The organism is Acinetobacter sp. Lyrl_1 (assembly GCF_051948795.1).
Classification (GTDB): domain Bacteria; phylum Pseudomonadota; class Gammaproteobacteria; order Pseudomonadales; family Moraxellaceae; genus Acinetobacter; species Acinetobacter towneri.
In genome coordinates, this window is record NZ_JAYJLK010000004.1 from 70,891 (window position 1) to 94,128 (window position 23,238).

The 23,238-nt window shown below is 41.6% G+C and carries 20 protein-coding genes; 7 read left to right on the forward strand and 13 right to left on the reverse strand.

What is annotated here, in order from left to right; all coding sequences use genetic code 11:
- Positions 1–125 precede the first annotated feature (125 nt).
- From VF675_RS03020 to VF675_RS03030, 3 genes are all read left to right on the forward strand, one after another.
- A complete protein-coding gene (locus VF675_RS03020) occupies positions 126–1,436 on the forward strand; it encodes a D-alanyl-D-alanine carboxypeptidase family protein (protein ID WP_440204756.1) in 1,311 nt (436 codons plus the stop codon).
- Between the two features lie 283 nt (positions 1,437–1,719).
- Positions 1,720–2,202, forward strand: a complete 483-nt coding sequence (gene slyD / locus VF675_RS03025; RefSeq protein ID WP_096901865.1) for a peptidylprolyl isomerase — start codon at positions 1,720–1,722, stop codon at positions 2,200–2,202.
- 254 nt (positions 2,203–2,456) lie between these two features.
- Entirely contained in the window at positions 2,457–3,899 is a 1,443-nt protein-coding gene (locus VF675_RS03030; protein WP_440204757.1) for a cryptochrome/photolyase family protein, read from the forward strand.
- Positions 3,900–3,984: 85 nt separating this feature from the next.
- On the opposite strand, the gene yaaA is transcribed toward VF675_RS03030, so the two are convergent.
- The 6 genes from yaaA to VF675_RS03060 all read right to left on the reverse strand — a co-directional run bounded on the left by yaaA (position 3,985) and on the right by VF675_RS03060 (position 11,712).
- On the reverse strand, positions 3,985–4,764 hold the full coding sequence (gene yaaA, locus VF675_RS03035; RefSeq protein WP_167846104.1) for a peroxide stress protein YaaA: 780 nt from the start codon (positions 4,762–4,764) through the stop codon (positions 3,985–3,987).
- A 429-nt stretch (positions 4,765–5,193) separates the two neighbouring features.
- Positions 5,194–5,559 carry a hypothetical protein gene (locus tag VF675_RS03040; protein ID WP_004972981.1) on the reverse strand — a complete coding sequence of 122 codons (366 nt, stop codon included), beginning with the start codon at positions 5,557–5,559 and terminating at the stop codon, positions 5,194–5,196.
- Between the two features lie 135 nt (positions 5,560–5,694).
- Complete coding sequence (locus VF675_RS03045) at positions 5,695–7,941, reverse strand: bifunctional prephenate dehydrogenase/3-phosphoshikimate 1-carboxyvinyltransferase (protein ID WP_440204758.1); 2,247 nt, start codon at positions 7,939–7,941, stop codon at positions 5,695–5,697.
- Between the two features lie 3 nt (positions 7,942–7,944).
- The gene (gene hisC / locus VF675_RS03050) at positions 7,945–9,036 is read right to left on the reverse strand and encodes a histidinol-phosphate transaminase (protein ID WP_004972978.1); all 1,092 of its coding nucleotides are present in this window, start codon (positions 9,034–9,036) and stop codon (positions 7,945–7,947) included.
- A gap of 73 nt (positions 9,037–9,109) precedes the next feature.
- Positions 9,110–10,219, reverse strand: a complete 1,110-nt coding sequence (gene pheA, locus VF675_RS03055) for a prephenate dehydratase (protein ID WP_004972976.1) — start codon at positions 10,217–10,219, stop codon at positions 9,110–9,112.
- Between the two features lie 350 nt (positions 10,220–10,569).
- The gene (locus VF675_RS03060) at positions 10,570–11,712 is read right to left on the reverse strand and encodes an acyl-CoA dehydrogenase family protein (RefSeq protein WP_096901859.1); all 1,143 of its coding nucleotides are present in this window, start codon (positions 11,710–11,712) and stop codon (positions 10,570–10,572) included.
- 240 nt (positions 11,713–11,952) lie between these two features.
- Between VF675_RS03060 and VF675_RS03065 the strand changes: the two genes are divergently transcribed.
- The gene (locus tag VF675_RS03065) at positions 11,953–12,963 is read left to right on the forward strand and encodes a glycosyl transferase family protein (protein WP_180060925.1); all 1,011 of its coding nucleotides are present in this window, start codon (positions 11,953–11,955) and stop codon (positions 12,961–12,963) included.
- An 84-nt stretch (positions 12,964–13,047) separates the two neighbouring features.
- On the opposite strand, the gene VF675_RS03070 is transcribed toward VF675_RS03065, so the two are convergent.
- Entirely contained in the window at positions 13,048–13,317 is a 270-nt protein-coding gene (locus tag VF675_RS03070; protein ID WP_004972971.1) for a YeaC family protein, read from the reverse strand.
- The gene (locus tag VF675_RS03075) at positions 13,317–14,234 is read right to left on the reverse strand and encodes an NAD(+) kinase (protein ID WP_207973958.1); all 918 of its coding nucleotides are present in this window, start codon (positions 14,232–14,234) and stop codon (positions 13,317–13,319) included. Before VF675_RS03075 ends, VF675_RS03070 begins: the two co-directional genes overlap by 1 nt.
- Before the next feature lie 179 nt (positions 14,235–14,413).
- On the opposite strand from VF675_RS03075, the gene mrcB reads away from it, so the two are divergent.
- Together mrcB and VF675_RS03085 are read left to right on the forward strand one after the other, a co-directional pair.
- Positions 14,414–16,807 carry a penicillin-binding protein 1B gene (gene mrcB / locus VF675_RS03080; RefSeq protein WP_096901853.1) on the forward strand — a complete coding sequence of 798 codons (2,394 nt, stop codon included), beginning with the start codon at positions 14,414–14,416 and terminating at the stop codon, positions 16,805–16,807.
- Positions 16,808–16,879: 72 nt separating this feature from the next.
- Positions 16,880–17,398, forward strand: a complete 519-nt coding sequence (locus tag VF675_RS03085; protein WP_096901888.1) for a hypothetical protein — start codon at positions 16,880–16,882, stop codon at positions 17,396–17,398.
- A gap of 78 nt (positions 17,399–17,476) precedes the next feature.
- Here the strand turns inward: VF675_RS03085 and VF675_RS03090 are convergent, their stop codons facing one another.
- A complete protein-coding gene (locus tag VF675_RS03090; RefSeq protein WP_440204759.1) occupies positions 17,477–18,376 on the reverse strand; it encodes an NUDIX domain-containing protein in 900 nt (299 codons plus the stop codon).
- Between the two features lie 138 nt (positions 18,377–18,514).
- Here VF675_RS03090 and hemP point away from each other — a divergent pair, with 138 nt between their 5' ends.
- Entirely contained in the window at positions 18,515–18,685 is a 171-nt protein-coding gene (gene hemP / locus VF675_RS03095) for a hemin uptake protein HemP (RefSeq protein ID WP_004972965.1), read from the forward strand.
- A gap of 111 nt (positions 18,686–18,796) precedes the next feature.
- On the opposite strand, the gene VF675_RS03100 is transcribed toward hemP, so the two are convergent.
- From VF675_RS03100 to VF675_RS03115, 4 genes are all read right to left on the reverse strand, one after another.
- Positions 18,797–20,146 carry a sensor histidine kinase gene (locus tag VF675_RS03100; RefSeq protein WP_440204760.1) on the reverse strand — a complete coding sequence of 450 codons (1,350 nt, stop codon included), beginning with the start codon at positions 20,144–20,146 and terminating at the stop codon, positions 18,797–18,799.
- Positions 20,147–20,163: 17 nt separating this feature from the next.
- Positions 20,164–20,826 (reverse strand): response regulator transcription factor, encoded by a 663-nt coding sequence (locus tag VF675_RS03105; protein WP_096901847.1) that lies wholly within the window; start codon positions 20,824–20,826, stop codon positions 20,164–20,166.
- Positions 20,827–20,969: 143 nt separating this feature from the next.
- Positions 20,970–21,326, reverse strand: coding sequence for a NirD/YgiW/YdeI family stress tolerance protein (locus VF675_RS03110; RefSeq protein WP_253103610.1), 357 nt, complete (start codon positions 21,324–21,326; stop codon positions 20,970–20,972).
- Between the two features lie 112 nt (positions 21,327–21,438).
- Positions 21,439–23,196 (reverse strand): GspE/PulE family protein, encoded by a 1,758-nt coding sequence (locus VF675_RS03115; RefSeq protein ID WP_004972956.1) that lies wholly within the window; start codon positions 23,194–23,196, stop codon positions 21,439–21,441.
- Positions 23,197–23,238 lie beyond the last annotated feature (42 nt).

Consider the following 23,238-nt stretch of genomic DNA (forward strand, 5'->3'; position numbering starts at 1 on the left):
ATTTGTCTGCATTTATGGGTAGCCATCTGAGCAAAAAAGGCATAGCATTCCCTAGTCAATTGTTATTGTTTTTGCTGCTTAAAACCATTGTGACACCAATGGATTGGTGTAAATAAGGAACTTCTTTGAAACGTGTTATCTATCTGATTGCGGCGCTCTGCTGGCTCTGCAGCGCAATCACGCATGCCGCATTATTGAATATTCAAGCTGAAAGTGTCGAAGCCGAAGCATGGGCAATTTTAGACCCACAATCTGGGCAAGTGATTGCAGAACACAATAGTCACGTACAACGTGCACCTGCTTCACTCACTAAAATGATGGTGGCCTATATTGTGCTGAAAGATATTCAGGCAGGTAAATTAGACCGACATGAAATTTTGACCGCAACACCTGTGGTAGAACAAGTGATGTGGGATGAATCACAAATGTATCTAAAAGCAGGTGAGCAGATTTCGGTAGATCAATTATTGGCAGGCTTAATTATTATGTCTGCTAACGATGCTGCACTCACTTTAGGTGAACGTGTTGCAGGTGGTGTGCCGCAGTTTATTGCCCGAATGAATCAGGAAGCGCAAGCTTTGGGTATGCAAGACACACATTTTCAGAATCCGTCTGGTGTGACCATGCCAAACCATTATTCTTCTGCGGCAGATATGGCACGTTTGGCACAAGCGATTGTGACTGAAACACCCGATTATTTGGCTTATTCAAAACAGACCAGTTTTACCTATAATCAGCACTTTCACCGTGCGACCAATATTTTATTAAAACAAGACCCAAGTGTAGATGGATTAAAAACAGGCTTCACCAAAGCTGCAGGCTACAACCTTGCCCTAACCGCAAACCGCCCAACACTGGACAGTGATGCACCTGAACGTCGTTTGGTGGTGGTGGTGATGGGAACCAAGAGTGCGCAAAAACGCGCTGAGGTGGCACATCAATTATTAAATTTAGCCTATAGCTATACCCGTAATGAAGTCGCGATTAAACCCAAACAAATGATTGCAGAATTGCCTGTGGTGAAATCGACTTTACGCATGTTTAAGATTGAAAGCAGTCAGCCAAAGTTTGTAACGACATCACTGTATGAACAGCCACATGCAATTAACTTGGCGCAGTTTGATCAAAGCACTCAACGTCTACAACTTGTGAATGCACAGGGCGAATTAGAAACACTTGAACCTGCACAGCGTACACAAACGCATGTCAATATTGAATTGTCTGAAAAGTTACTGACTGCGCCATTGGCACAGGTTATGAAACTGGCAACCGTACACGTTTATCAAAATAATCAATTGATTAACAGCTTTGCAATTGAAGAACAGGTCAACATTGTTGAAGCCAATATTTTTGAAAGAATCATGATGTGGTTTGGCAGTTTGTTTAATTTCTTTAGCCATCAACCTGTAGAAGATGAGAAAACTTCACTCGGTTAGAAGCCGATGATCCTCAAGATTTAACGATCACCAAGATGGGCAATGTCCCATCTTTTTTATTGTCATCTACACATCATACAAAGGGCTTAAAATGAGCCTGCAATAAAATCTGCAAATTTATAGGTATGACGCACAAATTTGCATTGAAATTATAAAAATTGCCCCGATTAACTAAAAAATGTCATAAAAAACTCGGAAAAGTGAAGAATTTGCAGAAATGTCTATAACAAATTCCACGTTTCACTTTATGATGTACCCTTAAAAAATTGAATGGATCAATAACATGACTGCTATTGCAAATGACCTCGTGGTTTCTTTCCACTACACATTGACTAACGCAGAGGGTGAAACTCTCGACAAATCTCAAGGTGAACCACTTGCCTATTTGCATGGTGCAGGTAATATCATCCCTGGTTTAGAAAAAGCGTTAGAAGGTAAAACAGTAGGCGAAAAATTTACTGTAAACGTACCTGCAGCTGAAGGTTATGGCGAATACAACCCAGACTTAGTACAAGAAGTTCCTGCACAAATGTTTCAAGGTGTAGACAACATCCAAGCAGGCATGCAATTCCAAGCGCAAACTGATGATGGCGTTCAAATCGTAACTGTAAAAGCAGTTGAAGGCGACAACGTAATTGTTGATGCAAACTTCCCACTTGCTGGTCAAGATTTAACGTTTGAAGTTGAAATCATTGAAATCCGTGAAGCTTCTCAAGAAGAATTAGATCACGGTCACGTACACGGTGCGGGTGGTCATCACCACTAAGATCAGTATTGATCGAAGCAAAAGGCAAAGTATTTTTACTTTGCCTTTTTTGTTTGTCATTCTAAAATTCAGGATAAGCACATGACTGAAAGATCCTTTCAGGCAGACTATTGCGGAAAGATCATTACAGGAAAAATCAACACAGCACATTGTCGTTTTATTGGACAATTAAACCCTTCGCATTTAAGACAATTTTACCCAGTCATGCTTATAATGAAGTCACCTTTCTAGCGCTCACATCAAGCATTCTTCCCATGCAAAACTATAATTTAGTTTGGTTCCGACAAGATTTAAGAATTTCAGATCACACCGCACTTTGGCATGCTAGCCAAGCAGGAGCTTGTATTGGCGTGGTGATTCTTTCGCCTCAGCAATATCGTTTACATCACGATGCGCCCATTAAAATTGACTTTTACTTGCGTCAATTAAATGCACTAAAAGACGAACTCGCACAACTCAATATCCCACTGATTGTTCAAATTACACCATCTTGGGCTGACATTGCACAAACACTGCTCCAACTATGCCAAACATTGAAGGACTCTCATCCGATTCAAAATATTTATGCCAATATTGAATTGGGAGTGAATGAGCTAAAACGTGATCTTGAAGTTCAACAAACCTTGAACCAACACGGTCAGGATTTGGTTTTGTACCATGACCGCACGCTTTTTCCTGTGGGTACGGTGCGCAATCAGAGCATGAAACCGTATCAGGTATTCAGCGCATTTAAAAAATATGCCTATCAACAGTTGAATGTCAGTATTCCGCGTTGCTTTCCTCTGCCGCAACCACAACTACCCATCCAACTTCCTAAACAATATCTCTCTACAGTGCCAAGTTTAGAACACTTAGGTTTCGACCCGCTTCCAACGGCACAACAAAACTTATGGGCAGTCACGGAACAACATGCACATCACTTGTTGGATGATTTTACACGTGAAAAAATGCACGATTATCAGCAACAGCGTGATTTTCCTGCGTTGTCTGGTACCAGCCAATTATCTGCGTATTTAAACTGTGGCATTCTCTCCATTCGGCAATGTCTGGCTGCGGTTTTTGCTCATTCACAAGGGCATTTTCATCTCGAAAATGTAGGACAACAAACTTGGTTAGATGAATTACTTTGGCGTGAGTTTTATCAACATATTTTGTTTGATTATTCCAAAGTTTCCAAGCACCGTCCTTTTAAAGATCAGACCACACAAGTGGCGTGGCGAAATGATCCTGCAGGTTTAGCAGCATGGCAGCAAGGAAAAACAGGCATCCCCATTGTGGATGCAGGTATGCAGCAACTTTTACAAAAGGGCTGGATGCATAATCGAGTCAGAATGATTTGCGCGATGTTTCTGTGTAAAAACTTATTGATTGACTGGCGCTTGGGCGAACAGTGGTTTATGCAACATTTAATTGATGGTGATTTGGCTGCCAATAACGGTGGCTGGCAATGGTGTGCCTCAACTGGTACAGATGCAGTGCCCTATTTTCGGATTTTCAACCCAGTAAGCCAATCACAAAAGTTTGACCCCAATGGTGATTATATTCGCACATGGCTACCTGAGCTGGCACATTTAGATGCCAAAAACATTCATGAACCGTATGTGAAAAATCCAAACCTAAAACTGGATTATCCTCATCCAATTGTAGATTTAAAGCTCAGCCGTTTACGTGCCATTGAAGCCTTTAAACAGCTTTAATTTAGATAGCACAAACATGAGATTTGTCAGCCCTCCCATCTGCCATTCCTTAGCATGATGGGAGATTCAACGATTAAACCGACAGTTAGGCGGCTAGCTCGTCACGTTTAAAGACCAATTCGCCTTTTAAAGAACTGTCTGCATCGAAATAATAACCTTCACTATTGAATGCTTTTAAGTCTTCTGCGCGTTCTAATTTATTCTCGATGATAAAACGTGCCATCAAACCACGGGCTTTTTTGGCATAAAAACTGATGACTTTATATTTACCATTTTTCTGATCTAAAAATACAGGTTTAATAATTTCAGCCTGAATTTTTGCTTCCTGCACCGACTTATAATATTCATCGGAAGCTAGATTAACTAATAATGCCGACTGGTTATGTTTTAAATCTTGGTTAATTAAATTGGTGATGATATCGCCCCAGAAACGATACAAATTTTCACCGCGCGCATTATGCAACTTAGTGCCCATTTCCAAACGATACGGCATCATTAAATCTAAAGGACGCAATAAGCCATATAAGCCAGAAAGCATACGCAGGTGTTGTTGAGCAAACTCAATATCTGCAGCAGACAAACTATAAGCATCTAAGCCTGTGTACACATCACCTTTAAAAGCAAACATGGCCTGACGCGCATTGGCAAGATCAAATTCTGCTTGCCAGTCACGAAAACGCTCGACATTTAAAGTGGCAATTTTTTCACTCACACTCATTAAACTGGCAAGTTCAGTAGCAGAAAGTTTACGCGCTACATCAATTAACTCTTGTGAATGTTCAAGTAATCTAGGTTGAGTATATTCATCGCTTGGTAATGCAGTTTCATAATCTAAAGTCTTGGCTGGAGAAATTAAAGCGAGCATAAACCACCTAAATAAAAAATACTGCGCTCACTATAGCAGCAGCTTTCAACAAACTCCAATGCGTGTTTTTGTTTAACCCTATCGGAAAAACACGTTGCGTTGTATTGCTAGAAGATGATCTCTTAGATCAATCCAACGTGGAGGCTGAGGTGCTTTTATTTCAGTGTCTGCTTTAAAAAAACATTGATTCACTCTGATCAGTTGAGCTTATTTTTTTTATAGTACTTGCAACATTTCTCTAGGCAATAAAAAACCCACTTAACTCTCCCAAATTAAGCGGGTTAAATAAAAATTATTTTGTTGTATTGTTCTTGCTGCTTAATATACGGTTGTGATGTGTCATTTAGATGACACATCAATTAAAAAACGAATGATTTTGATTTAAAAATCATGTATAGATTTTAAACATCCAACACATATCGTCCTAGTTTAACCTTTCCACTCAAATTCACTAAAAGATTGGTCTTCTTTCAGAGTATTTTCTACCGCTTGCGCCAATTGATTTAATAAACTTTGCTCTGTAATCCGTTCTAGCCAGTCTTGTTCTTCATTGGGGTATGAAGTAATTTCACAAACAAGATGTCCATCTTCACCACGGCTTTGACAGTTCACAGCCAAAGGCAGCGCATGTTGATCTACACTTACAGCGACTTGTGCACCACTCTGCGGCAACGTTTGAAAGCCATAATGAGATAAGTTTTGTGAAAGTAAATTCGCCACATAATTCTGTGCCAGAGTGCAATCTTGTAACTCTTGTTTATTTTCACAATTCGCCATAAATTTTAATTTGCGCATGCTCGAACCCAAAGGCTTTTTTCTTGTATGGGTTTAGCATAAGCAATAAAACGCAAACAGCCAAGCAAAAGCTTGGCTGTTTCAGCATAAAGTCTAGGCTTTGCGATTTGTCATCGCAGCCCGTATCGTTTTGGCTTATTCTGTCACTTGAATATTCAGACCTGCCACACCTGCAAGCTCAGTAAAGGTTGGGAAACTTGTCGCTACTGTTTCTGTACCGACAATTTTAATTTCTCCAGAAGTACGCAAGCCTGCCATAGAGAAACTCATGGCGATACGATGGTCATGATGTGATTCAATCTCGCCGCCTGTGAATATCGCTGACCAGTCGCCTGCTTTGCCTTTACCCTGAATGATGATGCCATCGTCAGTGGGTGTGCAGTCAATGCCCATGGTTTTTAAACCATCTGCCATCACTTGAATACGGTCTGATTCTTTCACGCGCAACTCTGCAGCACCTGTCAGTACAGTTTGACCTTCAGCACAAGCTGCAGCAATGAACAATGCAGGAAATTCATCAATCGCCAATGGCACTTGATCTTCAGGAACATGAATCCCTTTTAAAGTACGTGAACCACGAATACGTATATCTGCAATTGGTTCACCGCCTGCAATACGTTCATTTTCCACGCTCAGGTCTGCGCCCATTTGTTTCAGAATTTCAATCACCCCTGTACGAGTTGGGTTAATGCCCACCGCTTCTAAGGTTACATCTGAATTTTCTGTAATGGCTGCACCCACCATAAAGAACGCCGCAGATGAAATATCAGAAGGTACTTGAATATCTGCACCCACCAATTTACCGCCACCTTGCAATGAAATGCGATTACCTTCAGTTTTCACTTCATAACCAAATGCACGTAACATACGTTCGGTATGGTCACGCGTTGGTTCAGGCTCAGTCACTGAGGTTTCACCTTCTGCCCAAAGCCCTGCCAATAAAATACCCGATTTCACTTGTGCAGATGCCATTGGCAAATCATAGTGAATGCCTTTTAACGCTTGCGCACCTGTAATAGATACCGGCGGTGTGCCACGTTCACCCGTTGTTTGAATTTGTGCCCCCATTTCACGCAATGGTTTAGCAATACGCTCCATTGGACGCTTGGTCAGTGACGCATCACCTGTCATAACAGAATCAAACTGCTGTGCAGACAACATGCCTGCCAACAAACGCATAGATGTGCCTGAGTTACCCATATAAATTGGGCCTGCAGGTGCTTTTAAACCTTGCATACCTACGCCATAAATGGTGACCTCACCATTTTTAGGGCCTTCAATGCTCACACCCATATCACGGAATGCTTGCAAAGTCGCCAATGCATCCTCACCTTCAAGGAAACCTGTCACATGCGTAGTGCCTTCGGCAATTGCACCAAACATAATGGAACGATGTGACACAGATTTGTCACCCGGTACGGTAAATTTACCTTGGAAAGTCTTAGCACCCGGCAAAATCGTAAATTGTTGTGTCACGTTATTGTTCTCCATAAAAGGTTTCTTGGCGAGCATATGATTAAAATGCTGTCGTGCCGCTTGTGCATGTCCAAGCAAGCCCATTAAAGCATGCGAGTCTTCTTGTTCAATCAGTTGGCGAATAATCGCGAGTTGACTTTCAAAGCCATCCACCGCTTTTAACAATGCAGTTTTATTGGCCAAGAAAATGTCATGCCACATTTGTGGATCGCTAGCAGCAATACGTGAGAAGTCACGAAAGCCACCCGCAGCATAGCGGAAAATGTCTAAATTATCTTCCCGATTTGCCAATTGTTCGACCAAATTAAAGGCCATTAAATGTGGAAGATGACTGGTATACGCCAATACCTCATCATGTTTTTCCACATCCATGCAAATTACTTCGGCTTTGGCGCTTTCCCACATTTGAATCAGTTTATTGACTGCCCACGGCGCACTGCTTGGCAATGGTGTCAAAATGACTTTGTGATTGGCAAATAAATCAACCTTGCCTGCATGCACGCCTGTATGCTCTGCCCCAGCAATTGGATGCCCGGGTACAAAACCTGCAGGTAAATGTTCTCCAAAAACCGCTTTGGCTGCAGCCACGACACTGCCTTTGGTGCTGCCTACATCGGTCAGAATTACATTATCTGCCAAATGTGGCTGAATTAATCGCAAGACTTTTTCTGTGGCTTGCACAGGTAGCGCCAACACCACTAAATCTGCGCCTTGTACCGCATCTACAGGATTGTTAAAGCCTTGTTCAATTAATCCTAATTCCAAAGCATCTTGCAGCGTTTTTTCAGAACGGGTCGATGCCACAATATGCCGACTTAAGTTTTCTGCCAGCATTACACGTGCCAAACTCGAGCCTATTAGCCCGAGTCCGATAAATGCAACTTTTTCAAACAATGGTTGCGCCATGTTTTATGCCTTCGCTTCCTTGCCCAATACTTTGGCTAATGCACGCAGGAACTTGGCATTTTCTGCTTCTGTGCCAATTGAAACACGTAAATGGGTCGTAATACCCACAGGACGTACAATTACACCTTCTTTCAATAAGGCATTAAAAGTTTGACCCGGATCGGCTTCTACATCTACCAAAATAAAGTTAGCACGTGAAGGCACATAATTCAGACCCAATGCTTTAAAGCCTGCTTCCAATTGCGCCATGCCTGCTTTGTTGGCAATACGTGATTTTTCGATAAAATCTTCGTCTTTTAATGCCGCAACCGCAGCCACCATTGCCAAGTGATTGACGTTAAATGGTTGACGAATACGGTTTAAATAATCGGTCACTTCTGCAGAAGCTAAAGCAAAACCAACGCGCAGCGCCGCCAAACCATAGCACTTAGATAAAGTACGGCTCACGATTAAGTTTGGATATTGCTCAAGGAATTTAAGGCTATTGAAGTTCTCTGGAAAATATTCCACATAGGCTTCATCTAATACCACAATCACCCGTGCAGGAACTTTTTGCATAAAGGCTTCAAATTCAGCCTCTTCAAACCATGTGCCTGTTGGGTTATTTGGGTTGGCAATAAAGATTAACTTGGTGTTGTCTTGAATTGCTGCCGCCATAGCATCCAAGTCATGTGAAAAACCTTTGGCAGGCACTTCAATCGCTTGAGCATTAATCGCTTGTGTCACCAAAGCATATACTGCAAAGGCGTGTTGGCTATACAACACTGAATCTTGATCTGAAACGAATGCGCGAGCAAACATTTCTAGCAAATCGTTTGAACCATTGCCCAAAGTAATACGGTCATGCGCAAAGCCAAATTGTTTTTGAATTTGGTCTTTTAAAATAAAACCACCACCATCTGGATAGCGACCAATTTCAGCAATTTCTGCTGCAACGGCTTCTTTGACTTTGTCTGAACAGCCCAATGGGTTTTCATTTGAAGCAAGTTTGACGATATCTGTAATCCCCAACTCACGCTCAAGTTCACTGATTGGTTTACCTGGTTGATAAGGCTTTAACTTCGAGATGCCTTCATTGGCTGGGACAAACGACATTTTACACTTCCAGTTGACTAGGTGGTGAATGTGGCGCGCATGACAAACATGCACACCACTAAATTAAATACGGTTATAACACGGCAGCAGGATAAGAACCCAAGACACGAATTTCTTTCACCAATGGACGGATTTCTTCAATCGCTGCACGTACATTGTCTTGCTCGACATGCCCTTCTAGGTCAATGAAGAATACATAGGCCCATTTTTCAGGCAAGGCAGGACGTGTTTCAATACTGGTCAAGCTAATATTGTGCTTCGCAAATGGTGCAAGAATCTCAAGCAATGCCCCTGCGCGGTCATGTGCAGACACCAACAATGAAGTTTTATCATTGCCACTTGGTGGAACTTTCTCACGACCAATCACCAAGAAACGTGTGGTATTTTCTGGGTTATCTTCAATATTGCTATGTAAAATTTCGAGTTCGTAAATATTGGCCGCAATTTCAGAAGCAATTGCAGCAGAATGCCATTCATTACGAATACGGCGCGCTGCTTCTGCATTGGAGCTGAGTGCCACACGTTCTACACCCGGATAATGCACATCTAACCATTTACGGCATTGTGCCAAAGTTTGCTGATGCGCATAAATTTGTTTAATGCTGTCTTTACGAGTGTTTTCTGACACAAGGAATTGGTGATGAATACGCAATTCTACTTCACCAATCACATTTAATGGCGATGATTTAAAGCAATCTAAAGTATGGTTCACCACACCTTCAGATGAGTTTTCGACAGGTACTAAACCATAGTGTGCACTGCCTGCTTCCACTTCACGGAAAACTTCATCAATAGTAGGCAAAGGACGCACAATCGCATCTTGACCAAAATGTTTAAGTACTGCGGAATGCGTATAAGTACCAATTGGCCCTAAAAACGCAATACTTTGTGGCGCTTCAAGTGCCAAACATGCCGACATAATTTCACGGAATAAACGTGCCATGGTCACATCAGACAGCGGCCCTTCGTTGCGTTCCATAACATTACGTAAAACTTGCGCCTCACGTTCAGGACGGTAAAACAACGGGCTCTCTTCTGCTGCAAATTTTGCTTTCGCCACCGCTTCAGCAAGTCGTGCTCGACGGTTAATCAGCTGCTGAATCTGTTGATCTACAGAGTCAATATCTTCACGGATTTTAGCGAGATCAAGAGAAGTCGTTGTGTTCTGATCGTCTTGGATCATTGTTATGTCGCCCTTCATAAACATTTTGCAAATAGTATAACAATAGTTAGCTTTCAAATGTTGCGCAATACAACTTTCAGTGTTTCAGATTTAAAAACATACAGTTGATCAAAGCATCACCAATCTATACATTTAAGCCGCAACTTTGCACAACGTACTGCTAAAACTGGGTAACTACGCTTTTCCCTTTTACATCTTTAATTCTAAGCGGAGTAATTTTATTTTTAAGTGTAATTATCAATCAGCTCATTGCTTTTAAGTCTGATCAAATTCATAAAAAAAGAGCCAGCACTGGGCTGACTCTGGAGATGATCCTTGATCTTTATTCAATTGGACTTTTAGGCATTGTTTTAACGCCCCAATAAACCACGCGCGACAATTTCTTTCATAATTTCATTGGTTCCACCGTAAATTCGCTGGATTCGCGCATCGACAAAGAAACGAGAAATCGGGTATTCCGTCATATAGCCATAACCGCCAAACAGTTGCAGCAATTGATCGGCAATTTTCATTTGCATATCTGTCGCAAAGCTTTTTAAAGCGGCTGCAGTTTCGACGTCCAGTTTGCCCTGCATATACAATTCGACGTTTTGATTATAAAAAGCAGCAGTTGCCAATTCATCAATCTTAGCCTGTGCCAATACAAAACGGGTATTCTGGAACTGACCAATGGCTTGTCCAAACGCCTGACGCTCTTGCACATATTGTGTGGTCACATCAATTGAACCACGAATAGCACCCAATGCTGTGGCTGCAATCGCGGTACGTTCACGTGGCAATTCTTGCATTAAATAGGCAAAACCATGCCCTGCCTGTCCCAACAGTTGGTTTTTCGGCACTTTGACATTGTCGAAGAATAGCTCTGACGTATCTTGTGAATGCAAACCAATTTTTTCCAAATTGGTGCCTTTTTTAAAGCCTTCCAAGTGAGTATCGACCAACATGAGCGACACGCCTTTGGCACGTGCTTGCGGATCAGTTTTTACTGCCAAAACCACCAAGTCTGCATGCTGACCATTGGAAATAAAGGTTTTAGAACCATTCAGTACATAATGATCATCTTGCAAAATGGCATTGGTACGCATGGCTTGTAAGTCTGAACCCGCGCCTGGCTCGGTCATGCCAATTGCACCAACCACTTCACCCGATACCATTTTAGGCAGCCAGTATTGTTTTTGTTCTTCTGTACCAATATGCAAAATGTACGGCGCAGCAATTTCAGAATGACAGGAAATACCTGTAGAAAGTGCGCTATAACCTGCACGTGCCGATTCTTCGACCAACATTAGGGAATAATGCGTTGGAACACCATAGCCGCCATATTCTTCAGGCACATCAATACATAAAAAGCCATTTTCACCTAACAGATTCCACACGCTGCGCGGCATGATGCCCTCACGTTCCCACGCAGCATAATGCGGTGCAATATGCTCCTGCATAAAACGTCGAAAGTTATCTCTAAATAATTCTAAATCAGCATCATAAGCCAGCATATCCAATCCTTTATTTTTCAATTGTTGTTTTCAATAGTATCCATGCTATGCATTTTTATACAGGCTGTCATGTGTTATCCCTACAGATTGTCTTACTTTACAGTCAAACTTTAGTCGTCATTTCAGATATGCAATGAAACTTGTGGCAGCTCGTACAAGCTGAAGCTGTGAATAGTGCTGCAAACTGTTGCCGAAGTTTATACACTAGTATACTAACTAAAGATGTGTGTGAACTCGCTTATGCCAAATACAAACCCCAATAAAAGAAATATTTATAAAGATGCAGAACATCCATTCGCACAATTTATTCGAATTATTGGCAAAGGCAAAACAGGCGCACGTTCACTGACCTATGACGAGGCCTATCAAGCTTTTTCTATGATTTTGCGCAATGAAGTGTTGGATGTGCAATTGGGTGCTTTTTTAATGTTGCTGCGTGTGAAGGAAGAATCTGTAGAGGAGTTGGCAGGTTTTGTACAAGCTACCCGTGATCAACTGCAATTTAAACCGCTTCAGGTCGATTTAGACTGGTCATCTTATGCAGGTAAACGCAGACATTATCCGTGGTTTTTATTGGCAGCGCTGACTTTAGCAAAACATGGCTATAAAGTGGTGATGCATGGTGCTTCTGGGCATACCATCAACCGTTTATATACCGAACAAGCACTGCAATATTTAGATTATCCAATTTGCCAAAATGACCTAGACGTTGAGCAACAATTAGCGCAGCGTAATTTTGCTTATTTACCTTTAGATGTTATTTCACCGATTTTGAGTGAGTTGATTAATTTACGCAATGTGATGGGTTTACGTTCTCCTATTCATACCCTTGCCCGTTTAATCAACCCTTTTAATGCCAAAGCCACCATGCAGGCGATTTTTCACCCTGCCTATCGCAGTTCACATCAACAAGCCGCATTTCAGCTGGGTTATCAAAACAGTGCAGTGATTAAAGGCGAAGGTGGCGAGTTTGAACGCAACCCCGATGCCAAAACTTTAATTTGTGGCATCAAAAATGGCGCTTTATATGAACACGAACTGCCTAAACTGACCGATAACCGCAGCCCTATAGAAGAAGAACTGGATTTGGCAGTATTTAAAGCCGTCTGGCTAGATCAGCAAACTCATGAGTATGGTGAAGTCGCCATTACCGAAACCATAGGTATCGCTTTATATACCATGGGCGTTTGTGATGATTATGCAGTAGCGATGCAAAACGCACAGCAGCTTTGGCAAAATCGTCACAACTAAAACCTCATTGAAAATACAAAAAAAGACACCCATCTCAGGTGTCTTTTTTATCTTTCAATTTTTCTGAAAGCTTTCTTACATCATTTAAACAAAACGAATCGGTTTAAATTCTTCATGCTTGTGATGATCGTCATCACACTGCTCGCCTTCTTCTTTAGTGCCACGGTCAATATAGCCACTACGCTCAGTTTCAGGCAGGTTTTTCATTTCCCACGCATACACTGCTTGCATACAAATTTGACGTTGCTCTTGGGTCAGCGCAACACCGTTTGGCCACTTGCCAATTTCAATTGCCGTTTTTAAACGTCCAACAATTTCAGGATCGAGTACGGCAAGCATTTGTTCAATATTCATCATTCATCCTGCTGTTGCATTGATTCAAAATCTTGATTCCACCCTAATTTGGTACGACATGCCATATAGAAGTCATAACCTGGTGGATGTAATAAATTTAATTTATAAGGATGTTTGCGGATATGCAAACTATCTCCGACATTTAATGAAACACTATGTTGACCGTCAGCACTAACCATCGGCAACACACGGTTTTCACGAATATTGATTTTAATTTCGCTGTGTCCACCCACCACAATTGGGCGTGAAGACAAGGTATGTGGATGCATAGGCACCAATGCAATTGCATCCATGCTCGGATGTACAATTGGGCCACCACCCGACAAAGCATAAGCCGTTGAACCTGTTGGGGTCGAAACGATTAAACCATCACTGTGCTGACGATAGACATATTGCCCATCAATATTCAGTTCAAAGTCAATCATGTGAACCGACTTACCCGAATGTAGCACCACATCATTTAAGGCAATCGCTTCATAAATGATTTCACCTTTAGAGCGCACTTCCATTTCCAATAAAAAACGACGGTCTGACTGAAAATGTCCTTGCAAAACCTGATCGAGTTTAAAGATTACTTCTGTCGGTTTAATATCGGTTAAAAAGCCTAAACGCCCACGGTTCACACCAATTACAGGGGTATTGTATTTAACCAAAGCGCGCGCTGCGTGCAGCAATGAACCATCCCCCCCCACCACAATCACCAAATCGACCACTTCGCCTAATAAAGCACGGCTGACTGTTTGGGTGTTGTTATAAGGTACAAGTTGAGCAGTGTCAGAATCAAAAACGGGATGCAAACCCAATCCTAAAATATGGTCGTGAATCAGACATAATGTTTCTACGACAGAATATTTGTCTGGACGGCCAATCAGTCCAATGTTCCGAAAGTTCTTATGTGAAATTTGCACCTGCGATATCGCTCCGCTACGATTCGACGCCTATCATAGCACTAACCTAGTTGATTTAAAAAAACTTTAAAACTACATTTCTGCTCAATTTTATGACGATATTTTCCCTTCAGTCACAGATTAATTATTGCAAATTCAGTAAAAGCTTCGCATGATTAGCAAAATTTATCAGGATCTTATCGCGATTTATGAAGTCTGAGCGTGGCATAGGCATAATTGCATTACTATTTTGCATCATCGTTATTGGTGGATTTATTGCATTTAGTATCTACTTGATTCGTCTGGATAATATTGTCAGAGACAAATTTGAAGGACAGCGTTGGGATATTCCAGCCAAGGTTTTTGCACGCCCGTTAGAAGTGTATAGCAATGCACCTGTCAGCCAGACCGACTTTACTCAAGAACTAAAACTGCTTGGCTATAAAAATACAGATAATTATGCTAAATCAGGCAGTTATGTCAGCGATGGTAATACTTTATTTGTGCATACCCGTGGTTTTGACTTTGGCGATAGTGTTGAACCTGAACAGGTTTTAAAAGTCAGCTTTGCCAATAATCAAATTAGTGAGGTGAGTGCCACCAAGCCTTCTAATACAGGTATTGCACGTTTAGAACCGATGTTGATTGGCGGAATTTATCCACAGCACAATGAAGATCGTGTGCTGATTAAACTGAATAAAGTACCTAAACCGCTGATTGAAGCCCTTATTGCCACTGAAGATCGTAATTTCTATCAACATCACGGCGTTTCAATTCGTGGTACTGCACGTGCTATTGTCAGCAACGTCACTGGTGGCAAACGTCAGGGTGGTTCTACCCTTACGCAGCAATTGGTGAAAAACTTTTATTTAAGCCCAGAACGCACCTTAAAACGTAAGGCCAATGAAGCACTCATGGCCATGCTGATTGAACTACATTACAGCAAAGATGAAATCTTAGAAGCCTATTTAAATGAGGTGAATTTAGGTCAAAACGGTAACTATTCTATTAATGGTTATGGTCTAGCTTCACAGTTTTATTTTGGTATGCCGTTGCGTGAGCTAAACATTTCACAACAAGCCTTTTTGGTCGGTTTGGTACAAGGTCCATCATTATATAATCCTTGGCGCAACCCTGAAGCTGCCAAAAAACGTCGTGACATTGTACTAAACAATATGTTGGTGATGGGTTATTTAAACCAAGAACAATATGAAAAAGAAACTGCGCGTCCCTTAAATGTCATTACAAAACCGACCATTGGCCCTGCCCGTTTCCCTGACTTTTTAGATATTGTCCGCCGTCAATTACGTACAGAATATCAAGAAGGAGATTTGACCAATCAGGGTTTGCGTATCTTCACGACGCTTGATCCGATTGCACAAACCAACGTACAAAATGCTTTTAAAGCATCGGTTGAGCGTTTAAGCAAAGCCAATCCAAAGCGTTTAAAAGAATTACAAGGCGCGGTGCTAATTTCTCATCCTGAAAATGGCGAGTTAGTGGCAGCGGTAGGTTCTACGCAAGATTTTACGGGTTTTAACCGTGCCTTGGATGCCAAACGTCAAGTTGGCTCACTGCTCAAACCAATTATTTATTTAAGTGCGATTGAGTCTGGTCGATATAACTGGGCAAGTCCTGTAGAAGACAGCCAAATCAGCATCCCAATTGATGGTAAATCTTGGACACCACGTAATTATAGCGGCAGCGATCATGGGATTGTGTCTATGTCACAAGCCCTATCTCAGTCTTATAACCTATCTGCAGTTCGTTTGGGACAGGAGTTTGGATTATCTACCTTCCGTAATCACCTCATTAAATTTGGTGTACCAAGTGATGCGGTTCCGCAATATCCATCTATTTTCTTGGGTGCGGTAGATTTATCACCAATGCAAGTGATGGACATTTACGGTAACTTTGCCACAGGTGGTTTTAAATATCCGACCAAAGCGATTCGCACCGTAGTCGATGCCAATGGACGTTTACTGGATCGTTATGGTTTAACCGTACAACAAACTATTGATCCTTCTGCCGCCTATATTTTGAATTATGGCTTACAGCAAGTGATGAGTTCTGGTACAGGTCGTTCAGCTTACAATAGCTTATCGACAGATTTAAAATTGGCAGGCAAATCAGGTACAACCAATGATACTCGTGATTCATGGTTTGCGGGCTATTCAGGCAATTATTTAGCCGTTGTATGGCTTGGTTTGGATGATAACAAAGTCACAGGCTTAACAGGCTCGTCTGGTGCTTTGCCTGTCTGGAGTAATGTGATGCAGCAATTGCGTCAAAAACCTGTCAACTTACGTCAGACCGAACAAATTCAATGGCATTGGATTGACCGCAGTTCTGGGCATTTATCTGCACAAGGCTGTGAAGGTGCGATGTATATTCCAGTGAATCGTAATAATGTACCGCGTCAGGCAACCGCATGTGGTTTTTCACACTATCAAGTTGAACCCGTTTACCAACCCGATACTGAAACTCAGCAAACAGCTCCTGAAACCAGTGACAGTATCGAAAATTATATCCGTGAAACTGAACCCGTAACAGATGACAATACCGATGGTCGTGTCATCTCAAGTGGCAGTTATATCAATTAAACTTGAGGATATCGGTCAGTTACGCTTATGAAATTATCACGTTTAAGACAAGTTTTTTTCACCACATTCGCTATGGGTGCGATGGCAACGATTGTAGCTTGCCAGAGTTTACCTGAACCGCCTGCTCCTCAGCCTGTGCCTGAAAAACCTAAAACTGTGACGACACCAGAAGGTGTGGTGATTCGTCCTTATGAACGTGAAGAAATTAAGCGTCAATCGTTGCAAGTGGTGGTGCCACAACAAACCGTGCAACAAAAATTAGAGGATGGTCGTAGTTTGCCTGCTTTTCAAAAGTTGATGCAGCAAACCCAGACCGCTTATAAACAAGGTCAATTCAATCAGGCCGAAACAGCAGCTTTGCAAGCGCAGCGACTTGCCCCGCAAGCGGCTGAAACCTATTTATATTTGGCTTTAATTGCCAACCAAAAGAAGCAACCCGCTAATGCAGAAGCCTTGGCACGTCGTGGTTTAAGCTATGCACAAAGCGATGCTATGAAACGTCAATTATGGCTAGTCATTCAAAAAGCAGCACAGCAACAAAATAATGCCAAAAGCCTTGCGCAAGCCCAACAAGCTTTGAAAGATTTGTAAGGACGATAATTTAATAAACTAAAAATCGCTGAGTGTGATTACATCAGCGATTTTTTTATTTGCGCAAACTAGAAAAAATCAAATAAAACGTACACCTGCAATGCCATAGGCATGATGCTGCTCTGCGGTAGTTAAATCATCTTGAGTTAAGCCACCCAAAGCAAAAACAGGAATATCGACAAATTCAGCGATCTGCTGGAATTTTTCCCATCCTAAAGGTGTGGCATCATGATGCGTGGTGGTTACTAAAACAGGACTGAGTAAAATTGCTTCACAACCAATTTGCTGTGCATGTTGTGCCGAAACAATATCATGACACGCTGCAATATAACGCTGCCCAACTTTTAAATCGCCCTTTTGTAATTGCATCAGTTGCGATTGTTTTAAATGAATTGCTGCAATGGCGTGTTGCTGAATCGTATTTAATTGCTTCCACAATTCCAAATTGACAATCACTTGCCCCAGTTGCTCAATACAATATTCTGACAATTCGACCTTGCATGCAGCATTGGGTTCAACCCGCCAATACAGCAGTTTTTGCTTAGGCAAATTTGCTAAATGTTTTAAATCTTCACTGACTTTAATTGCCTGTTGCCACACTAGTCGTTGCATAATTGCACGATTGGCTTGTGGAAAATTCAGCTCCAAAAGTTGCGGACGGCTAAACCATGTCCAAGGCACTTGAATATCTTTTAATAAAGCTGCGGGTACAGCAGCCTGAAAAATATGCAGATTGACAATCACATCATCATATTCATGGCAAATAATATCAAAAGCATGCCAATGCTGTATGCCAACACCAACTTCTTCAAACACTTCACGGCGGCAAGCATCTACAGGAGTTTCGCCTGCTTCCACTTTCCCACCTGGAAATTCGTGTTTATTGCCCTGATGTTGTTTGGCTTCGCGCCAACCCACCAACACTTTGTTTTGATGAAATAACAGCGCAATTGCCACATGAATATTTGGCTTGGACATGAACCCGATTCCTTTTTTGCAATTTACGTTTTACTGCAAATTGTAGACTTTTATAAAATTAAAAATAATCCGTTGACAGGTTTACATGATAATGATTATCATTTAAAACAATTCTTACACACCACGGAGTAACTCAAAATGAACGCCCCATTTAATTTATTTTCACGTCATTCAGACACTCAGCATGCCCTACCTATGTTACATTCAAATAACTTGTTTGCGCTAGGACGCGAAATTCGTATTTTGCATGCAGGCGAAGAATATCGTTTACGCTTAACCCGTAACAATCGTCTTATTCTCACAAAATAATTAAAATAATCAACACAATAATAAACGTGGAAACAGCAGTATGAATCAGCGCATACTGCTTTTAAGTTCTGACTTGTCTAATTTTAACTTGCTTCCTAAAACCAATCATATTTACAACTGGGCTTTAGGCAACAAAATACGCACTTTTAAACCACCTTGTTCAGCACGTGAAAATTCAATTTTTCCTGCATGCAACTCTATAATTTTCTTACAAATCGACAGTCCTAAACCAGAACCTTGAGTTTTACTGCCTAAAGCACGGTAAAAGCGTTCGCCCAAACGTGCCAAAACGTCATCAGTCACTGCATGACCATTGTCGGCGATGCAAATTTCCTGCATCAATTCATGCGGTTTCGCTTCAATCCAAATACGTCCTTGAGGTGCTGCATAACGCACTGCGTTGTCAATCAAGTTGCGCAGGCAGCTAAATAGCAATTCAGGATTGCCTTGCACTTGTATCGGTTGAATATCTGACTGAATCTGAATGGCTTTTTCCTGAATAAACGGCGTCAGACTTTGTAAAACTTCCTGCACCAAGTCTGCTATAGATACCGCACTTTTATTTAACGATGCCGAATCTGTCGGGTCTAAACGTGCCAATAACAGCAAATTTTCCAATACTTGTGTACCACGACTGACATCACGCTGAATTTGCTCTAAATCTTGTGCCAACTCAGGTTGCTGTTGGTATTTACGTTTTAGCACCTGCAAACGCAATTGAATGGCAGATAAAGGAGAGCGTAATTCATGCGAAGCATCTGCTGTAAATCGCTGTTCTGCAATTAAAGACTGCTCTACTCGCCCCAACAATTTATTCAATTGCTGCAGCATGGGTTGCAGTTCTTTCAATTCAGGTTGTGTGGGGATAATTGGCGTCAAATCATGTTGATTTTTTTCTGCAATTTGTTGGGAGAGTTGCTGAATCCGCTTAAATTGACGACCAATCATAAAATGCACAATTGCCCATTGCAGCAACCACAACAGCAATAAAATAGCGGCATAGCCCAAACTGGTTGCAGCAATTTCCTTAAAGCGATATTTAAGCGGCTGCACGACAATCACATGCAAGCCATCTTCCTCTGCCACATAGCTGCGCCAAATTTGCCCATCTTGCCAGTGAAATGAAAAACCATGCTCAGATGCCACGGCAAGCTGAGGCAAGTGAAGCGGAGGTATGTCTTGTTCATCTTCAGAGGTGGTCAGAATCAGATCATCCAAACCCAATTGATAGGCAATATGAAATTGCTCGCTCAACTCATCGACCTGATTGCCTGCATGGTCACGCAAGTCTGCTCGCAGCAACATATCGGCTATTTCATCCATAATCTCGTCATGGACTTGCATGGTTTGGTAACTGGCAACCGCCAATAATAAAATCAGGGCGAGTCCACCCGCCAAGACCGAGCTTAAAACGGAGCTTTTAACCAGTTTGGATTGTAAAGAAATGACCTGTTTAGACATGCGGAGATCAAACTGAATTAGTTATCTTGCTGCATACGATAGCCTAAACCTCGTATGGTTTTAATGCGGCTACTGCCAATTTTTTTGCGTAATTGATAAATAAATACTTCAATCGCATTACTTTCAATTTCATCGCCCCATGCATATAAAGACTCTTCGAGCTGTTCACGAGTCACCACATGCTGCGGGTTTTGCATCAGTTTATGTAAAATCTGGAATTCCTTAGCCGTTAAATTGACCTGTTGATCATCCACTTTCACTTGTTTGCTTTGCGTGTCTAAAACCAAGTTGGCAAATTCAAGCTGCTGTGTCGGATGACTTTGCGCATTGCGTAACTGACTGCGTACCCGTGCCGAGAGTTCTTCAAGGCTAAACGGTTTAACCAAATAATCATTGGCGCCCAAATCAAGTCCCTGTACCCGATCTTGAATACTATCGCGCGCAGTAATGAAAATAACAGGAGTATCCTGTTGCTGCTGTCGTAAAGCGTGCAGAATTTCATCACCGCTATTTTTAGGCAACCCACGGTCTAACAACACACAATCATAATGATGCTGCTGAATGGCTAAAATGGCGTGATCGCCACGCTCGACCCAATCGACATTATAACCATCCATTTCCAGCCAAGTTTTAATACTTTCTGCTTGTGATACATCGTCTTCAGCCAAGAGTAAGCGCATATCTTCCTCTGTTATTTATGCTTCAAAATTTTATGATTTCAAAATACTTTACATGATAAAACCACATACACCTTACAGCGTATGTGGTTTTTGAGTGAAATCAGTTTTGTGTAGCAACTAATGCTGTTTTACACAGCGTAGATTTAGAAACGAACTTGATCCACATCTATTTCAATACGTTTTGTAGGCTTGTGATCAATATCCACTTCACCAATTAAGGTAACAGGCGTTTTGGCAGAAACGGCTTTGCCATTCCATAAATCATCATCAATATCGACCGTAATGGTGCCTGTGTTATCACGGAACTGATATTTTTCATCACCAATAGATTTCACCACATAACCTTTTAACTGCACTTTACTATCATCTTTCAGGCTTAATGCTTGTTTTACCGTTACATTTTGATGTAGTGCTTGGGTATTAATGCTGTCGTTTGCCATGGTGATTGAAGCTGCTGCCATTAAACCTGCCATCAACATTGCTTTCATTGTAAATTTCATTGCTTCACCTTTTTGTGTTGCTCATTTCGTTATGGTGATTAAAACAAAGCAAGATGAACTGAATCTTAAGATTTCCATTTTTTTAAAATTCATCGTAAAAAGTTTGAATCTGCTAATTTAATGGCACGACTCGCAACACTTCCTCTAAAGTGGTCATGCCTTCTAAAACTTTACGCGCGCCCGCAATACGTAACGGTTCAATGCCCTCTTTTTTAGCTTGCTGACGTAATTCATTTAAATTGGCATTGGCACTGATGAGCTGTTTGGTGTCTAAACTTAAAGGCATAAACTCATAAATTCCGACCCGACCTTTATAGCCCGTTTGACGACATTCATCGCATCCGACAGGTTTAAACACTTGTGCAGGCATTTCCATAATGTAATCGAAGGTCAAATGTTCCCAATCTTTTTCATTTATTGAGCCTTCTTGCTTACAATGCGGACACAGTTTACGCACCAAACGCTGTGCCAAAACGCCTAAAATTGTGGCAGCTGTCAAAAATGGCTGTACGCCCAAATCATGCAAACGAGTCAAACTTGAAGGCGCATCATTGGTATGCAGTGTCGATAAAACCAAATGCCCCGTCAGTGCCGCTTGAATTGCCATATTTGCGGTATCCTGATCTCGAATTTCTCCGACCATAATAATGTCAGGGTCTTGACGCATTAAGGCACGCACACCATCGGCAAAACCTAAATCAATTGCAGTATTCACCTGCATTTGGTTAAAACTCGGTTCTAACATTTCAATCGGGTCTTCAATGGTGCAGACATTGACTTCATCGGTAGCCAATTGCTTTAGCGATGAATACAGCGTGGTGGTTTTACCCGAACCTGTAGGGCCTGTAACCAAAATAATGCCGTGACTATGTGCAGTCAGGGCATGCCATTCATTCAACAAACGACTATCAAAACCCAATTGCTGAAAACTGCGTACCAATACTTCTGGGTCAAAAATACGCATCACCAGTTTTTCGCCAAACGCCGTTGGTAAGGTCGATAAACGCAGTTCAGTTTCTTGTCCTTTTGGAGTTCGGGTTTTTAAACGTCCATCTTGCGGTTTACGTTTTTCGGCTACATTCATACGCCCTAAAATTTTAATCCGTGAGATGACTGCGGTAAGCGTATTGGCAGGCATGTTATAGATGGTGTGCAACACGCCATCAATACGAAAACGTACTTTGCCTGTGTCTTTACGTGGTTCGAGGTGAATATCGCTTGCGCCTTGTTCAAAGGCAAATTGCAGCACCCAATCGACCAACTTCACAATATGTTGATCATTGGCATCTGGGTTTTGGGTATCGCCCAATTGCAATAAAGCCTCGACCCCTTTATTTTCACGGTCGTGTGCAGAAGATTTTTGTGATGAATGTACTGCACGACTCACTTGGTAATATTCAATCAAATAGCGCTGTAATTGATCTGGGCTGAGTAAAACCCGCTGAATTTTTTTGGGCAATAAACTATGTTCTAAGTTGGCAACCCATTCTTTTTTATAAGGTTGATCTGTCGCAATTAATACCGCATCTGCAGTCACTTCCACCGCTAAAATACGGTTACGCAGCGCAAATTCCTGCGACATCACAGCAGTTAAAGCGGCAACATCGGCTTTTAACGGATCAATAATATAGAATGGCAAGCCTGATTTATCAGCCAGCCATTGGCATAAACGGTTTAAAGTTAAAGTGGTTTGGGGATGACTTTGATCGACCAAATTAAAGTTGGCAATCCATTGTAGTGGATGCCATTTTAATTGATCACGTTGACGATGCGTGGTTTGTACCAAAGCCTGATCACGTTCGGTAATTTTGCCATCTTTGACTAATTGTTCTAAGCACCAAGTACTGTCTATTTCAAAATTAAAATTCATTGTTATATGCCCCAAAATCTGGGTTTACTATAGCAGAGTTTG

Coding starts and splice junctions, on each gene's coding strand:
- slyD (WP_096901865.1), top strand. CDS start 1,720: ATGACTGCTATTGCAAATGACCTCGTGGTTTCTTTCCACTACACATTG.
- VF675_RS03030 (WP_440204757.1), top strand. CDS start 2,457: ATGCAAAACTATAATTTAGTTTGGTTCCGACAAGATTTAAGAATTTCA.
- yaaA (WP_167846104.1), bottom strand. CDS start 4,764: ATGCTCGCTTTAATTTCTCCAGCCAAGACTTTAGATTATGAAACTGCA.
- VF675_RS03040 (WP_004972981.1), bottom strand. CDS start 5,559: ATGCGCAAATTAAAATTTATGGCGAATTGTGAAAATAAACAAGAGTTA.
- VF675_RS03045 (WP_440204758.1), bottom strand. CDS start 7,941: ATGGCGCAACCATTGTTTGAAAAAGTTGCATTTATCGGACTCGGGCTA.
- hisC (WP_004972978.1), bottom strand. CDS start 9,036: ATGTCGTTTGTCCCAGCCAATGAAGGCATCTCGAAGTTAAAGCCTTAT.
- pheA (WP_004972976.1), bottom strand. CDS start 10,219: ATGATCCAAGACGATCAGAACACAACGACTTCTCTTGATCTCGCTAAA.
- VF675_RS03060 (WP_096901859.1), bottom strand. CDS start 11,712: ATGCTGGCTTATGATGCTGATTTAGAATTATTTAGAGATAACTTTCGA.
- VF675_RS03065 (WP_180060925.1), top strand. CDS start 11,953: ATGCCAAATACAAACCCCAATAAAAGAAATATTTATAAAGATGCAGAA.
- VF675_RS03070 (WP_004972971.1), bottom strand. CDS start 13,317: ATGAATATTGAACAAATGCTTGCCGTACTCGATCCTGAAATTGTTGGA.
- mrcB (WP_096901853.1), top strand. CDS start 14,414: ATGAAGTCTGAGCGTGGCATAGGCATAATTGCATTACTATTTTGCATC.
- VF675_RS03085 (WP_096901888.1), top strand. CDS start 16,880: ATGGGTGCGATGGCAACGATTGTAGCTTGCCAGAGTTTACCTGAACCG.
- VF675_RS03090 (WP_440204759.1), bottom strand. CDS start 18,376: ATGTCCAAGCCAAATATTCATGTGGCAATTGCGCTGTTATTTCATCAA.
- hemP (WP_004972965.1), top strand. CDS start 18,515: ATGAACGCCCCATTTAATTTATTTTCACGTCATTCAGACACTCAGCAT.
- VF675_RS03100 (WP_440204760.1), bottom strand. CDS start 20,146: ATGTCTAAACAGGTCATTTCTTTACAATCCAAACTGGTTAAAAGCTCC.
- VF675_RS03105 (WP_096901847.1), bottom strand. CDS start 20,826: ATGCGCTTACTCTTGGCTGAAGACGATGTATCACAAGCAGAAAGTATT.
- VF675_RS03110 (WP_253103610.1), bottom strand. CDS start 21,326: ATGAAATTTACAATGAAAGCAATGTTGATGGCAGGTTTAATGGCAGCA.
- VF675_RS03115 (WP_004972956.1), bottom strand. CDS start 23,196: ATGAATTTTAATTTTGAAATAGACAGTACTTGGTGCTTAGAACAATTA.